We start from the raw sequence: 16,719 nt of genomic DNA on the forward strand, positions 1-16,719 counted from the left end.
TATTTTAAGGAGTTCCAATGGATGGAATTATAAAAATAATTTATCCACTCTCTTCTGGTCAAGAAGCAATGTGGTTTATCTACCAAATTGCTCCAGAGAGTGTTGCTTATAATATATTTATTACCGTAAAAATTAATTCATATTTAAATATTGCTGCTGTCAATCGTGTATGGGAAAAAATTATTGAACACCATCCTATTCTCCGAACCACATATACTATTCATGAAGGCAAACCCGTTCAGCAAGTTAATCAACAACATAAATTTAATCTTGAGGCAATAGATGCCAATAATTGGAGTGAAGACCAATTAAAAGAGAAAATATTTGCTATAACTGACCGCCCTTTTAACTTAGAAAAAGATTCAGTTTTGAGAGTTAATTTATTTACTCGTTCAGCAGAAGAACACATTCTCTTGCTAACAATGCATCACATTGCAGGTGATATGTGGTCTTTTGATTTACTACTGAGTGAATTTCAAAGTTTGTATGTTAGTGAAATTGAGCAAGTTAGTCAAGAGCAGACAGAGGCAGCAGATTCTTTTACCAAGAATAAATCTTATCTAGAATTTGTCCGCTGGCAGTCAGAAATGCTATCGGGTTCCAGGGGAGAAAAACTTTGGCAATACTGGCAACAACAATTAGCTGGCGAATTGCCAATTTTGAATTTGCTTGTAGATAAACCCCGTCCCCCGGTAAAGACTTCTCAAGGAGCAACACATATTTCAAAGCTAGATGAACAGTTAATTCAAAAACTCAACCATCTAGCTCTAGTCTCTAGAACAAGCCTTTATCAGATTCTGCTAGCAGCATTTTACGTGCAACTTTACCGCTACACCAATCAAACAGACATCCTCATAGGAAGCCCGATGAGAGGTAGGTGGGGTAGAGAGTTTAAAGAGATTGTCGGCTACTTCGTTAACCTGAATGTTTTACGAGTTTCTGTCCAGGAAAACGCCACGTTTAAAGAATTTCTCGCTCAAGTCAGCAAGACAGTTAGAGAAGCCCAAAAGCATCAAGATTACCCTTTTTCTTTGTTAGCAGAACAACTCCAGCCACAACGAGATCCCAGTCGTTCTCCTTTATGTCAAGTTAGTTTTACTTGGCAAGCACACCGTTGGTGTGAACCAACAGAAAATTCTTTGCACAGTGGAGAACAACTGCTTGAGATAAAACCATACTTGCTGGGACATCAACGGGGTGCAGACTTTGATCTGAATTTAATGGTGATGGAAGCTCAGGGAGTATTGCAACTCTGCTGGCAATACAATACTGACTTGTTTGAAGCTAGTACAATCACGCGTATGGCAGGGCATTTTGTTACCTTGCTTGAAAGCATTGTAGCTAATCCTCAAGAGCAGATTTGGCAATTACCTCTGCTGACAGAAATTGAACAACAGCAGTTATTAGTTCAGTGGAATGATACAGGTGTAGATTATTTCCAAAATAAATGTATCCATCAGCTATTTGAGGAGCAAGTAGATAGTACACCCGATGCTGTAGCAGTTGTGTTTGAAAATCAACAATTGACTTACCAGCAGTTGAATTGTCGCGCTAACCAATTAGCCCATTACTTGCAATCTTTGGGTGTGGGTGAAAATGTGCTGGTGGGTTTGTGTGTAGAACGTTCCTTAGAAATGGTGGTGGGACTATTGGGGATTCTCAAGGCGGGTGGGGCTTATCTACCACTTGACCCTGAGTATCCTGCTGAACGCTTAAGCTTCATGCTCAAAGACACTCAAGTAAAAGTGCTGTTGACTCAAGAGAAATTAGTAGAATCTCTTCCTCAACATCAAGCTTGTGTCGTTTGCTTAGATACCGACTGGCACAGCATTAGCCAAGCAAATCAGGATAATCTCAATAGCAAAGTCAGTCCAGAAAACCTCTCTTATGTGATTTACACCTCCGGTTCTACAGGCACACCCAAGGGAGTCGCCGTTACTCATCAGGCCGTCAATCGACTGGTGTTAAACACCAACTATATACAGTTAACAGCTGATGAATGCGTTGCTCAAGCCGCAAATATTGCTTTTGATGCAGCCACCTTTGAAATTTGGGGAGCATTGCTTTCCGGAGCCAAGCTAGTCATTATCACTAAATCTGTATTGCTCATCCCAGAAGAATTTGCTGTCAATATTCGCGAGCATCAAGTCAGTGTCTTATTTTTAACTACAGCTTTATTTAATCAGTTAGCCAGTGTTGTTCCGCAAGCATTTAGTTCTCTACGATATCTACTATTTGGTGGTGAAGCGGTTGATCCCAAATGGGTGCTGGAAGTGCTAGATAAAGGCGCTCCTCAACACTTGCTCCATGTCTATGGGCCAACAGAGAACACCACGTTTTCTTCTTGGTATTTGGTAGAAGACTTAGCAACGACAGCCACAACTATTCCCATTGGTCGGGCGATCGCCAATACGCAAATCTACATCCTTGACCAAAACTTACAGCCTGTACCAGTAGGTGTGCCAGGAGAAATATATCTTGGTGGAGCAGGATTAGCACAGGGCTACTTCAACCGCCCTGAATTGACAAAAGAGAAATTCATCCCCAATCCGTTTGATAATTCCAAATTATATAAAACGGGGGATTTGGCACACTATTTAGCAGATGGCAATATAGAATACTTAGGACGCATTGACAATCAAGTAAAAATACGTGGTTTTCGCATCGAGTTGAGCGAAATCGAAGTAGTCCTGAGCCAACATGGTGATGTGCAAGTATCTTGTGTCATTGTCCGGGAAGATACTCCTGGTGATAAACGTTTAGTCGCCTACGTGGTAGCACATCAGGATTGTAAACCCACAATCAGCGAACTACGGGAATTCCTTAAAGCAAAACTCCCAGATTACATGGTGCCAAATGCAATAGTTATCTTGGAGTCACTGCCGCTTACTCCCAACGGCAAAGTAGACCGCCGTGCCTTACCCATACCGGATTTACACAGCGAACAACAAGATAAATTTGTTGCACCTCGTAATCCAGTGGAAGAAATGCTGGCACTCCTTTGGACACAAGTGCTGAAAGTAGAGCTTTTAAGCATTCATGACAACTTCTTTGAACTTGGCGGACACTCGCTACTCGCAACACAATTAGTTTCACGCATCCGCAACGTTTTTAAAGTGGAACTACCATTGCGTGAGTTGTTTGCAAGAGCGACAGTAGCCGAATTAGCACAATCAATTAGGCAGTTACAGCAACAAGACTTAGAACTCTCTGAACGACCTATCTTACCAAAGGTGAGGGATGCAGAATTACCACTGTCTTATGCTCAACAGCGTCTGTGGTTTTTAGATCAGTTCGAGCCTAATAGCGCCTTTTATAACATTCCTATGGCTTTGCGTCTAGTGGGAAATTTGAATCAACCAGCCTTAGAACAAAGCTTACTAGAGATTATTCATCGCCACGAAGCTTTACGCACCAACTTTATTACAGTTGATGGAAAACCTTCTCAAATTATTCAAACACAAACGAATTGGACAGTTTCAGTTATTGACTTAAAGTCTTTATCTACAACCGATCAAGAAATTACTAGCCAGGAATTAGCGCGACAACAAGCTATTGAGCCTTTTGACTTGGCAAACGGAGCATTAATCAGAACAACATTACTAGTGCTGTCAGAGACAGAACACATATTGTTAGTTTGTATGCATCATGTTGTTAGTGATGGCTGGTCAATGGCTGTGTTTGTTCAAGAACTAGCAGCGCTATACGATGCTTATGTTCAAGGTCAGTCGTCACCTTTAACACCGCTACCAATTCAATATGCAGATTTTGCTATCTGGCAAAGAGAGTGGTTGCAAGGAAATGTACTGCAAAACCAACTAACTTACTGGCAACAACAACTGGCAAATGCACCAGCTCTATTGTCGCTGCCCACAGATCGACCCAGACCTGCTGTGCAGACTTTTGCTGGTGCATATCAAAAGTTTGCCCTCTCTGCTGAACTCACTGGTAGGTTGATACAACTGAGTCAGCAACAAGGGGTGACTTTGTTCATGACACTTTTGGCAGCGTTTGATACCCTGCTTTACCGCTACACAGGTACAGAAGACATTTTGGTAGGATCTCCCATTGCTAACCGCGATCGCAGTGAGATAGAAGGGTTAATTGGCTTTTTTGTCAATACTTTAGTCATGCGTAGTGACTTATCAGGCAACCCCAGTTTTAGCGAATTACTGACTCGTGTCCGCGAAATAGCAATGGAGGCATACTCGCATCAGCATTTACCATTTGAAATGCTAGTGGAAGCATTGCAGCCAGAACGGGATCTTAGCCATACACCGCTATTCCAGGTGATGTTTACACTTCAGAATGCGCCCGTATCAACCGTGGAGTTAAATCAGTTAAGTGTTAGTTCAACGTTGATAGAAGGTACAACTTCCAAGTTTGATCTTACCTTGTCAATGGAAAATACTGCTACTGGAGTAGTGGGTGTGTGGGAATATAGCACTGACTTGTTTGATGCCAGCACAATTGAGCGAATGACGGGTCATTTTGTGACATTGCTTGAAAGTATTATTGCTAACCCAGAACAGCAAATTTCTCAATTGCCCGTGTTGACAGAAGTTGAGCAACAGCAGTTATTGGTTGAGTGGAACAATACAGGAGTAGATTATCCACAAGATTTGTGCATCCATCAGTTGTTTGAGGAGCAGGTTCAGCGAACACCCGATGCAGTAGCAGTTGTGTTTGAAGATGTACAGACGCGACATGTCGCGTCTCTAACATACCAGCAGTTGAATAGTCGCGCAAATGAGTTAGCACATTACTTGCAGTCTTTGGGAGTGGAAGCAGATGTGCTGGTAGGTATTTGTCTGGAGCGCTCCATAGAAATGGTGGTGGGATTGTTGGGCATTCTTAAGGCAGGTGGAGCTTATGTACCACTTGACCCAGACTATCCACAAGATCGCTTGAGCTTTATGCTAGAAGATGCTCAATTGAGAGTGCTGCTGACACAACAGCAACTCAAAGAAAAGTTACCTCAGCATCAAGCGCAGGTTGTATGTTTAGATACTGACTGGCAATTTATTTCTCAGTCCAGTCAGGAAAATCTAATTAATACTGTACAAGCTAGTAACTTAGCTTATGTGATTTACACATCTGGTTCCACTGGCAAGCCCAAAGGAGCAATGAACACCCACTTGGGAATTTGCAATCGCCTGCTGTGGATGCAACAAGCTTATCAATTAACAGCAGTAGATTGCATTTTACAGAAAACTCCTTTTAGCTTTGACGTTTCAGTTTGGGAGTTCTTCTGGCCATTGTTGAATGGAGCGCGTTTAGTTGTGGCTAAACCAGGTGGACATAAAGATAGTGCTTACTTGGTCAACCTAATTTTAGAGCAGCAGGTGACAATAGTGCATTTTGTTCCTTCTATGCTTCAGGTTTTCTTAGAAGAACAAAATCTCGAAAATTGCCGTAGTTTGAAACGAGTTATCTGTAGTGGTGAAGCTTTGCCTGTAGAACTTCAGGAACGCTTTTTTGCTCGGTTAGAGTGTGAATTGCACAATCTCTACGGCCCAACAGAAGCGGCAATTGATGTCACCTACTGGCAATGCTTTCCAGATGGCAATCTTAGGACAGTACCGATTGGTCGTGCGATCGCCAACACGCAAATTTACATTTTAGACGAGCATCTGCAACCAGTTCCTGTAGGTGTAGCTGGAGAACTGCATATTGGTGGTGCAGGATTAGCAAGAGGCTATCTCAACCGTCCAGAATTGACAAAAGAAAAATTCATTTCCAACCCCTTTAGAAGAAGCAGAGGAGCAGGGGAGCAGGGGAGCAGAGGGGAAACCTTTAATTCAGATCGCCTCTATAAAACCGGGGATTTAGCGCGTTATTTACCAGGTGGCACAATTGAATACATCGGACGAATTGATAACCAAGTAAAAATACGTGGTTTCCGCATCGAATTGGGAGAAATTGAGGTATTACTAAATCAATATGAGGAGGTGCAGGCATCTTGTGTTATTGCCCGCGAAGGTACGACGGGGAATAAATGCTTAGTCGCCTATATAGTGCCGCATCAGCACTCTAAACCCACAACCAATGAACTGCGGCAATTCCTGAAAGCAAAGCTACCAGACTACATGGTGCCAAGTGCTTTTGTGATGTTGGAGTCAATGCCACTCACTTCTAACGGCAAAGTAGACCGTCGCGCTTTACCTGCACCGGATTTATACAGCGAAATCAAAGATAAATATGTAGCCCCACGTACTCCAATTGAAGAAATACTGGCGCAAACTTGGTCACAAGTACTGCAACTGCCACAAGTAGGCATACACGATAACTTCTTTGAACTTGGGGGACACTCACTATTAGCAACACAATTGGTTTCACGCATCCGCAACATTTTCAAAGTGGAACTACCATTGCGAGAGTTGTTTGCCGCCGCCACACTAGCCGAATTAGCACGAGAAATTGAACAATTACAGCAACAAGACTTACAACTGTCTGCACCGCCTATCTTACCAAGGGCGGAGAATGCACAATTAGCACTGTCTTATGCTCAACAGCGTCTATGGTTTTTAGACCAATTCGAGCCAAACAGTCCTTTCTATAATATGTCCATAGCCTTGCGTTTAGAAGGAACTGTGGAAGTTGCCGCATTAGAACAAAGCTTCCAAGAAATTATTCATCGCCACGAAGCGTTACGCACTAATTTCATTACGGTTGATGGACAGGCAACACAAATCATTCAAACAGAAACGAACTGGACAGTTTCAGTTGTTGATTTGAAGCATTTATCAACAACTAAGCAAGAAGTAGCTTCACAGCAATTAGTGCAACAACAAGCTATTCAACCCTTTGAGTTGGCAACACAAGCATTGGTAAGAGCGACATTAGTAGTGCTATCCGAGACAGAACACATACTGTTAATGTGTATACACCACATAGTCTCTGATGGCTGGTCAATCGGTTTATTTCTCCAAGAACTAGCAGCACTTTACAATGCTTATTCTCAAGGTAAAAGCTCGACCTTAGCGCCACTGCCGATTCAATATGCAGATTTTGCACTGTGGCAAAGACAGTGGTTGCAAGGAGAAGTACTACAAAGCCAATTGAGTTATTGGCAACAAAAATTGGCTTCGGCTCCAACCTTATTGTCGCTACCCACAGACCGACCAAGACCTGCTGTGCAAACTTACCAAGGGACACATCAAGAGTTTGCACTTTCTGAAGAACTAACTAGTAAGCTGGCAAAACTCAGCCAAGAGCAAGGGGTGACTCTGTTCATGACGCTGTTGGCAGCTTATGATACGCTGCTTTACCGCTACACAGGTACAGAAGACATTCTGGTGGGTTCGCCAATTGCTAACCGCGATCGCAGTGAGATAGAAGGGTTAATTGGCTTTTTTGTCAATACTTTAGTCATGCGTACTGATTTATCAGGCAACCCCAGTTTTAGCGAATTACTCAGTCGTGTTCGTGAAATAGCAATGGAGGCATATTCTCATCAGCATTTGCCTTTCGAAATGCTGGTAGAAGCATTGCAGCCAGAACGGGATCTCAGCCATTCACCACTGTTCCAAGTAATGTTTGTCCTCCAGAATGCGCCGACATCTGGATTAGAACTGACTGGATTAACTGTCAGTTCATTGCCAATAAAAGGTACAACTTCAAGGTTTGATTTAACCTTAATAATCCAGAACACTCCCACTGGTTTAGTAGGGGTGTGGGAGTACAACACTTACTTGTTTGATGCTAGTACCATTGAGCGAATGACTGGTCATTTTGTGACATTGCTTGAAGGTATTATTGCTAACCCAGAGGAACGAATTTCCCAATTACCACTGCTGACACAACCGGAACAACAAAAGTTACTTGTCGAGTGGAACGATACTCAGGTAGATTATCCACAAGATTTGTGCATTTATCAGTTGTTTGAGGAACAGGTCGATAGTACACCCGATGCGATCGCAGTTGTATTTGAAGATCAACAACTGACTTACTATGAATTAAACTACCGCGCTAACCAGTTGGCGCACTACTTGCGGTCTTTGGGTGTAGGGTCTGATGCCCTGGTTGGTCTGTGTGTAGAGCGTTCTTTAGAGATGGTTATAGGATTACTGGGGATTCTGAAAGCGGGTGCTGCTTATGTGCCACTTGATCCAGAATATCCACCTGAGCGTTTGAGCTTTATTTTAGAAGATGCTCAAGTTAGGGTGTTGCTAACCCAGCAGTCACTTCTTGATAGATTGCCACAGCATCAAGCACAGCTTGTTTGTTTGGATACTGACGCTCAACTGATTTCCCAATCGGGTCAGGACAATCTCATCTCCGACGTACAAGCAAATAACTTAGCTTATATAATTTATACTTCTGGTTCTACAGGTCAACCTAAAGGTATAGCAATGAATCAGCTTGCCCTTGGCAATCTGATCTTGTGGCATCGGGAAAATCTGAAAATTTCTCGTGGAGCAAAAACCCTACAATTTGCTTCTATTAGCTTTGATGTCTCCTTCCAAGAAATATTCACTACCTGGTGTTCTGGAGGCACATTGTTCTTAATTAAGGAGGAATTACGCAGAGATACATCAGCTTTGTTAGGTTTTCTCCAACAAAAAGCAATTGAGAGAATGTTTCTCCCTTTTGTTGCCTTACAGCAACTAGCTGAAGTTGCTATTGGTAGTGAATTAGCTAATAGTCATTTGCGGGAAATCATTACTGCTGGGGAACAGTTGCAAATTACTCCCGCGATTTCTCAATGGTTAAGCAAGCTAACTGATTGTACATTGCACAATCACTATGGGCCATCAGAGAGCCATTTAGCCACCAGTTTTACTCTGACTAATTCAGTGGAGACTTGGCCGCTACTTCCTCCCGTTGGTCGTCCCATTGCCAACGCGCAAATCTATATACTGGACAGGTTCTTACAGCCTGTACCCGTGGGTGTACCAGGAGAATTGTACATTGCTGGTGTCCTTTTATCGCAAGGCTACTTCAACCGACCAGAGTTAACACTTGAGAAATTCATCCCTAACCCCTTTAAAAGAAGCAGAGGAGCAGGGGAGCAGGGGAGCAGAGGGGAAACCTTTAATTGCGATCGCCTTTACAAAACAGGGGACTTAGCACGCTATTTAAGTGATGGCAATATTGAATACTTGGGGCGTATTGACAATCAGGTGAAAATTCGGGGTTTCCGCATCGAGTTGGGAGAAATTGAAGCAGTACTGAGCCAACTTGATGTGCAGGCATCTTGTGCGATCGCTTGGGAAGACATTCCTGGCAACAAACGCTTAGTCGCTTACATTGTGCCTCAAGAAGAGCAGAAGCTCACAGTCAGCTTTGTGCGTAGCTTCTTGAAGGAAAAGTTACCAGAATATATGGTGCCAAGTGCAATTGTTATCTTAGAAGCTTTACCCCTTACCCCCAACGGTAAACTAGACCGTCGCGCTTTACCCGCACCTGATTTACACAGCCAATTATTGGACAAATATGTTGCCCCACGTAACCCAATCGAAGAAATCCTGTCGCTAATTTGGGCGCAAGTTCTGAAAGTAGAGCAAGTAGGCATATACGATAACTTCTTTGAACTTGGAGGACACTCATTACTAGCAACGCAACTCATCTCCCGCGTGCGTACCAGCTTGAAAGTAGAACTACCATTGCGTAGCTTATTTGCTGCACCAACCGTTGCTGAATTATCCCAAAACATTCAGCGATCGCAGCAACAGGATTTAGAATTAACAGCATCACCCATCGTACCAAGGGCGGAGGATGCGGAATTACCACTGTCTTATGCCCAAACACGGCTATGGTTTTTAGATAAGTTAAACCCAAACAGCGCCTTCTACAACTTCCCCATAGCTTTGCGTTTAGTCGGAACTCTTAATCGAACTGCGTTAGAACAAAGCTTACAAGAAATTATTTATCGCCACGAAGCCTTACGCACCAACTTTGTCATCGTTGATGGAAAACCTTCTCAAATTATTCAAACACAAATAAATTGCACGCTCTCAGTTGTTGACTTAAAGCATTTATCTACAACCGAGCAAGAAATAACTTCACAGCAATTAGCGCAACAACCCTTTAACCTAGCAACTGAAGCATTAGTCAGAGCAACATTAATAGTGCTGTCTGAGACAGAACACGCCTTATTAGTCTGTATGCATCACATAGTTAGCGATGGCTGGTCAATGGGTGTGTTTGTTCAAGAGCTAGCAGCCTTGTACAATGCTTATTCTCAAGGTGAACCGTCACCTTTAACACCATTGCCGATACAGTACGCAGATTTCGCACTTTGGCAGCGAAATTGGTTACAAGGAGATGTACTACAAAGTCAATTGAGTTACTGGCAACAACAACTGGCAAACGCACCAGCTTTGTTGTCACTACCCACTGACCGACCTAGACCATCTATGCAGACTTTCGCAGGAGCATATCAACAGTTTGCCCTCTCAAAAGAGCTAACTGATAAACTTATGCAACTAAGCCAGCAACAAGGAGTTACTTTGTTCATGACGCTGTTAGCAGCGTTTGATACCTTACTTTACCGCTACACAGGTACAGAAGACATTTTGGTGGGTTCGCCAATTGCTAACCGCGATCGCAGTGAGATAGAAGGGTTAATTGGCTTTTTTCTCAACACTTTAGTCATGCGTACCAATTTGGCTGGCAATCCTAGCTTTAGCGAATTACTAGGTCGTGTTCGTGAAATGGCGATGGATGCATACTCTCATCAGAATTTGCCTTTTGAAATGCTAGTAGAAGCATTGCAGCCAGAACGGGATCTCAGTCATACACCACTGTTCCAAGTGATGTTTGTCCTTCAAAATGCTCCTATATCTCAACAATTGGAGTTGACTGGGTTAACTGTTAGTCCACTGGTGGTAAAAAGTACAACTACCAAGTTTGATCTGACTTTAGGAATGGAGAACACTGCCACTGGACTGGTCGGGGTGTGGGAATACAACACTGATTTGTTTGATGCCTCGACCATTGAGCGAATGACGGGTCATTTTGTGACATTGCTGGAAGGTATTATTGCTAACCCAGAGGAACGAATTTCTCAACTGCCACTGCTAAAAGAATTTGAGCAACATCAACTATTAGTAGAGTGGACTGATACTCAGGTAGACTATCCGCTAGATAAGTGTATCCATCAGTTGTTTGAAGAGCAGGTTCAGCGTACACCTGATGCAGTGGCAGTTGTTTTTGAAGACCAACAACTGACTTACCAGCAGCTTAATAGTCGTGCTAACCAGTTGGCGCACTACCTCAAGTCTTTGGGTGTGAGAGCAGATGTGCTGGTAGGCATTTGTGTGGAACGCTCAATAGAAATGGTGGTGGGACTGTTGGGCATTCTGAAAGCGGGTGGCGCATACCTGCCACTTGACCCTGAGTATCCGACTGAGCGTTTGCACTTTATGCTAGAAGATGCTCAAGTTTCGGTGTTGCTGACTCAGCAGAAACTCCTTGATAGACTGGCCCAACATCAAGCAAAGCTGGTTTGTTTGGATACTGACTGGCAGCTTATTTCTCAGTTAAGTCAGGATAATCTCATCGCTGAGACGCAAGTAACTAATTTGGCTTACGTGATTTATACCTCCGGTTCTACAGGTCAACCCAAGGGAGTGCTGATTGCCCATCAAGGATTATTAAATTTGGTATTCTGGCATCAAAGTGCTTTTAAAATCACGACCTTAGACAAAGCAACTCAGCTAGCAGGAACAGCATTTGACGCTGCTGTATGGGAATTATGGCCTTACCTGACCACAGGAGCAAGTATATATTTAGTCAAATCTGAGTTCCTTAGCTCGTTAGTGAAGCTACGAGACTGGTTGATTTCAAAGCAGATTACTATCAGTTTTCTGCCAACACCACTGGCACAGGAATTATTGTCTTTGGAATGGCCAACTGAAAGTTTGGCTTTGCGAACCATACTGACTGGAGGAGATAAACTTCATCAGTATCCATCAGATTTAGTCCCTTTCCAACTAGTGAATAATTATGGCCCAACTGAGAATACTGTTGTTACAACTTCTGGGTTGGTAGTTGCCAAGGAGCAAGATCAGATATCACCGAGTATTGGCAGAGCGATCGCTAACACTCAAACCTATATTCTAGATAACAACCTGCAATTAGTTCCCATTGGTATCCCAGGAGAGTTACATATTGCTGGTGTCGGGTTAGCAAAAGGCTATCTCAACCGTCCCGAACTGACAACTGAAAAATTCATCCCCAATCCGTTTGACGAGGGAGTAAGTAAATTATATAAAACTGGGGATTTGGCACGTTATCTACCCGATGGCAACATTGAATACCTGGGACGCATTGACAATCAAGTAAAAATTCGGGGCTTCCGCATCGAGTTGGCAGAAATTGAAGCATTACTGGGACAACATGATGATGTGCAGATATGTTGTGTCATTGCTCGTGAAGAAACTTCAGGTAATAAGCGCTTAGTCGCCTATGTAGTGCCACAAAAAGAGGTGACACCCACAACGGACGAACTGCGTCAGTTTCTTGACGAGAAACTGCCTGGGTATATGGTGCCAAGTGTTTTTGTGATGCTAGAATCCTTACCCCTGACACCCAACGGCAAAGTAGACCGTCGCGCTTTGCCTGCTCCAGATTTACAACAGGAACTATCAAATTATGTAATGCCAAATACTGAAGTAGAAAGAATCATTGCTGGCATTTGGCAAAACACACTGGAAGTAGAAAAAGTGGGAATTTACAATAATTTCTTTGAACTAGGAGGTCATTCGTTACTACTGGTACGAATTAATCAGCAATTACAGGAAAAATTTGGTTTAGAAGTGTCAATAGTTGATATGTTTAATTACCCAACTATACATAGAATAAGCCAATATTTAAGTACTAAACTTAATCAAGAATATACATTAAAACAAAATAATTCTCGCCCTCAATCTCCCACTGAAAGTAAAGCTTTCAGAAATCAACAATTACAGCTTAGGCAGCAGTATCTTTCTCAAAGGAAGGGTAAAAAACTATGATAAATTCCCTTAATACTAATGATTTCAATAACTCTGAAATAGCAATAATTTCTCTTGCTGGTCGGTTTCCAGAAGCAAAAAATATTGACTCTTTTTGGCAGAATTTGCGTGATGGCGTAGAATCTATCTCCAGGTTGACGGATGAAGAATTGATAAATTCTGGCGTTTCTCTAGATTTACTGAATAATCCTAATTATGTAAAAGCTAGTGCTGTTTTATCAGATATCGAATTGTTTGATGCAAACTTTTTCGCTTATAGTGCGAAAGAAGCTGAGTTAATAGATCCCCAACAACGCTTATTTTTAGAATTGGCGTGGGAGGCAATAGAAAAGGCTGGTTATGATCCGCATACCTATAATGGGTTAATAGGGGTTTATGCTGGTGTGGGAATGAATAGGTATCTTGTCAACAATCTCTACTCTCATCATCAATTATTAGAGACAGTTGACCCACTGCAATTAATAATTTCCAACGATAAAGATTTCTTGCCAACACGAGTTGCATATAAACTCAACTTGACTGGAACAGCAGTGAATGTACAAACTGCCTGTTCTACTTCTTTGGTTGCTGTTCACTTAGCTTGCCAAAGCCTATTAAATTGTGAATGTGACATGGCTTTAGCTGGTGGAGTGACTCTCAGCATTCCCCGAAAAATAGGTTATTTGCATCAAGAGGGAATGATTCTTTCTCCTGATGGACACTGCCGTGCATTTGATGCTAAGGCACAAGGAACAATTGCCAGTAGCGGTGCTGGGATTGTGGTATTGAAAAGATTAAAGGATGCGATAAGCGATCGCGACCACATCCATGCAATCATTAAAGGTTCGGCCATTAATAATGATGGTGCAATAAAAGTGGGCTTCACTGCTCCTAGTGTTAGCGGTCAAGCAGCAGTGATTAGCGAAGCTCAAGTTATAGCTGGTGTAGATGCCGAAACAATTTCCTACATCGAAGCTCATGGCACAGCGACACCTTTAGGAGATCCCATTGAAATTGCCGCTTTAACTCAAGCTTTTAATCAAAGTACTGATAAAAAAGGTTTTTGCGCTATTGGTTCGTTAAAAACCAACTTAGGACATCTGGATACAGCAGCAGGTGTCGCAGGTTTGATTAAAACTGTATTAGCACTGCAAAATAAAATGCTGCCTCCTAGTTTGCACTTTGAGACACCTAATCCCAAAATTGATTTTGCCAACAGTCCTTTTTACGTCAATACAACCCTAACTGAATGGAAAACAAATAACACCCCTCGCCGTGCTGGAGTTAGTTCTTTTGGTATCGGGGGTACTAATGCTCATGTAATTTTAGAAGAAGCTCCTTTGTTTGAGCAGGGGAGGAGGGGAGCAGAGGAGCAGGGGAGAAATTATCAATTGTTGGTACTTTCGGCTAAAACTGCGAATGCACTTGAAAAGGCAACAGCTAATTTAGTCACACATTTAAAAGAGCATCCAGAACTGAACTTAGGCGATGTAGCTTATACCCTCAATAGTGGTCGGCGGGGTTTTAATTACCGACGGATGTTAATTTGTCAGGACTTAGAAGATGCTGTTAAAACTCTCAGTAGTTTAGCAGCCCAACAAGTTTTCACTAACTATACAGAGATTACAGAACGGTCTGTTGTCTTTATGTTTCCCGGTCAAGGTTCTCAGTATGTGAACATGGCGCGAGAAATTTATGAAACTGAGACAGTATTTAAAGAACAAGTTGATTATTGCTCAGAAATTCTTAAACCCTTACTAGGGCTAGATTTACGTCACATACTTTATCCCAGGGAGGAAACGATTGATGAAGCATCAAAGCAACTTCAACAAACAGCCGTTGCTCAACCTGCTATTTTTGTAATTGAATACGCCCTAGCTAAATTATGGCAGTCTTATGGAGTGGAGCCACAAGCTGCGATCGGTCATAGTATTGGCGAGTATGTAGCAGCAACTCTAGCAGAAGTTTTTTCCCTAGAAGATGCCTTATCTCTGGTAGCAGCACGCGGACAGATGATGCAGCAACTGCCTACTGGAGCAATGCTTTCAATTCCACTACCCGCAGACAAGATAAAATCCCTACTAGGGCAAGAACTTTCTGTTGCAGCGATTAATCAACCCTCCCAGTGTGTAGTTTCCGGTTCCACAGCAGCAGTAGATACACTACAAAATCAGCTTGCTGCTCAAGGGATTGAATGTCGCCGTCTGCATACTTCCCATGCGTTCCATTCTCAAATGATGGAACCAATCTTAAAGGCATTTGCAGAACGAGTCAAAAAAGTTACTTTAAATCCCCCAAAACTTCCTTACATCTCCAACCTGACTGGTAATTGGATTACAGTTACCCAAGCCACAAATCCCGACTACTACGCTCAACATCTGCGTTCCACAGTGCTGTTTTCCCAAGGTGTCGAGAAATTATTGGCAACACCAGAGCAAGTCTTACTAGAAGTGGGGCCGGGACACACACTGACTACATTAGTCAAAAGACATCCAGACAAAGCAGCTGCACAAACGGTGTTGACTTCGGTACGTCATCCTCAAGAAAAACAATCTGATAATCATGTTTTATTCACTACATTAGGTCAACTCTGGCTGGCTGGAGTCAATATAGATTGGTTTGGATTCTATAGTCACCAAGAGCATTACCGCCTTCCCTTACCGACTTATCCCTTTGAGCGCCAACGTTATTGGATTGACCCCCCACAAAAAACAGCTTGGGGACAGTTGCAAGCATTACCCACAACATCACAATTATGGACATCGCTTGTACAAGGAGGTCAAAATCAAGCAAATACTAAAAATGCAGAACTCAACGAGTTAACATATCAGGAAAACATACAGTGGTTGGATCGTTTATGTACAGCCTACATCAACTGTGCATTCAGGCAATTAGGGGCTTTTAGCAATGCCGAAGAAAAGTATTCTTTGGAGAATTTGTTGGCGCAATGCCATATTTCTCCTCGCTATCAGCAATTGTTTTCTAGATGGTTGCAAATATTAGTTGAGCAAGGACAACTACAGGAACAGGAGGGGTTATTTACTGGGCTACTGCCATGTTCACAAGATTATATTAATGAACATTTAGAAGAAGTTAGAGCGAGGTTTGCTACTTCATCTTTAGTAGATTTAGATTTAGTGCAACGCTGTGGTGAAAATTTAGCTGCTATTGTTGTTGAACAAGAACCCTTAAAGATTTTCAATGAACTGGTTTACCAAAAAGAAAACAACGGCTCACATTCAGAATCTCCCTTAAATACTTACTACAACTCTATTTTGCACTCAAGTTTGGAACAGGTGGTCAAATTATTGCCATTGCCTCAAGCTTCTGCATCAGCCGCATTTAGCATAAAATCTAGGCTAGAACAGAATAACCAGAAATCAGAGATTTCATTACAAAGAAAGCCGGATATTTTTCAGCCAGAAAAACTATCTGCACTCCACTCAAGACCTGATTTGCCTAATTCTTATCTAGCTCCCCGTAATGAGATTGAGCAAAAAATTGCCAATATATGGGAAGAATTATTGGGAATTAAACAGGTGGGAATCCATGACAATTTTTTTAAATTAGGGGGAGACTCTTTAATAGCCGTTCAAGTTTTATCCCGAATACGAAATATTTTTTCTATACGATTATCTGTAGCAAATTTATTTGAGTCACCCACAATAGCTGAAATAGCACCAAAGCTAGAAAAACAAATAGATCCAGATACAAGCTTTGGCGCAGGTGAGAGAGAAGAAATAACAATTTGAGTAACAAATAATTTTAAATTACGAAT

General features: G+C 42.3%; 2 protein-coding genes. Both read left to right on the forward strand.

Features of this window, described 5'->3' with window-relative positions; translation table 11 throughout:
* Positions 1-17 precede the first annotated feature (17 nt).
* Positions 18-12,962, forward strand: a complete 12,945-nt coding sequence (locus ACEYW6_RS20020; protein ID WP_412981119.1) for an amino acid adenylation domain-containing protein — start codon at positions 18-20, stop codon at positions 12,960-12,962.
* Positions 12,959-16,693: a beta-ketoacyl synthase N-terminal-like domain-containing protein gene (locus ACEYW6_RS20025; protein ID WP_412981120.1), complete on the forward strand. Its 3,735-nt coding sequence runs from the start codon at positions 12,959-12,961 to the stop codon at positions 16,691-16,693. The genes ACEYW6_RS20020 and ACEYW6_RS20025 overlap by 4 nt, the downstream gene beginning before the upstream one ends.
* The last annotated feature ends 26 nt before the right edge of the window (positions 16,694-16,719 follow it).

Origin of the sequence: Nostoc sp. UIC 10607, from assembly GCF_047228265.1 — a bacterium.
Classification (GTDB): domain Bacteria; phylum Cyanobacteriota; class Cyanobacteriia; order Cyanobacteriales; family Nostocaceae; genus Nostoc; species Nostoc foliaceum_A.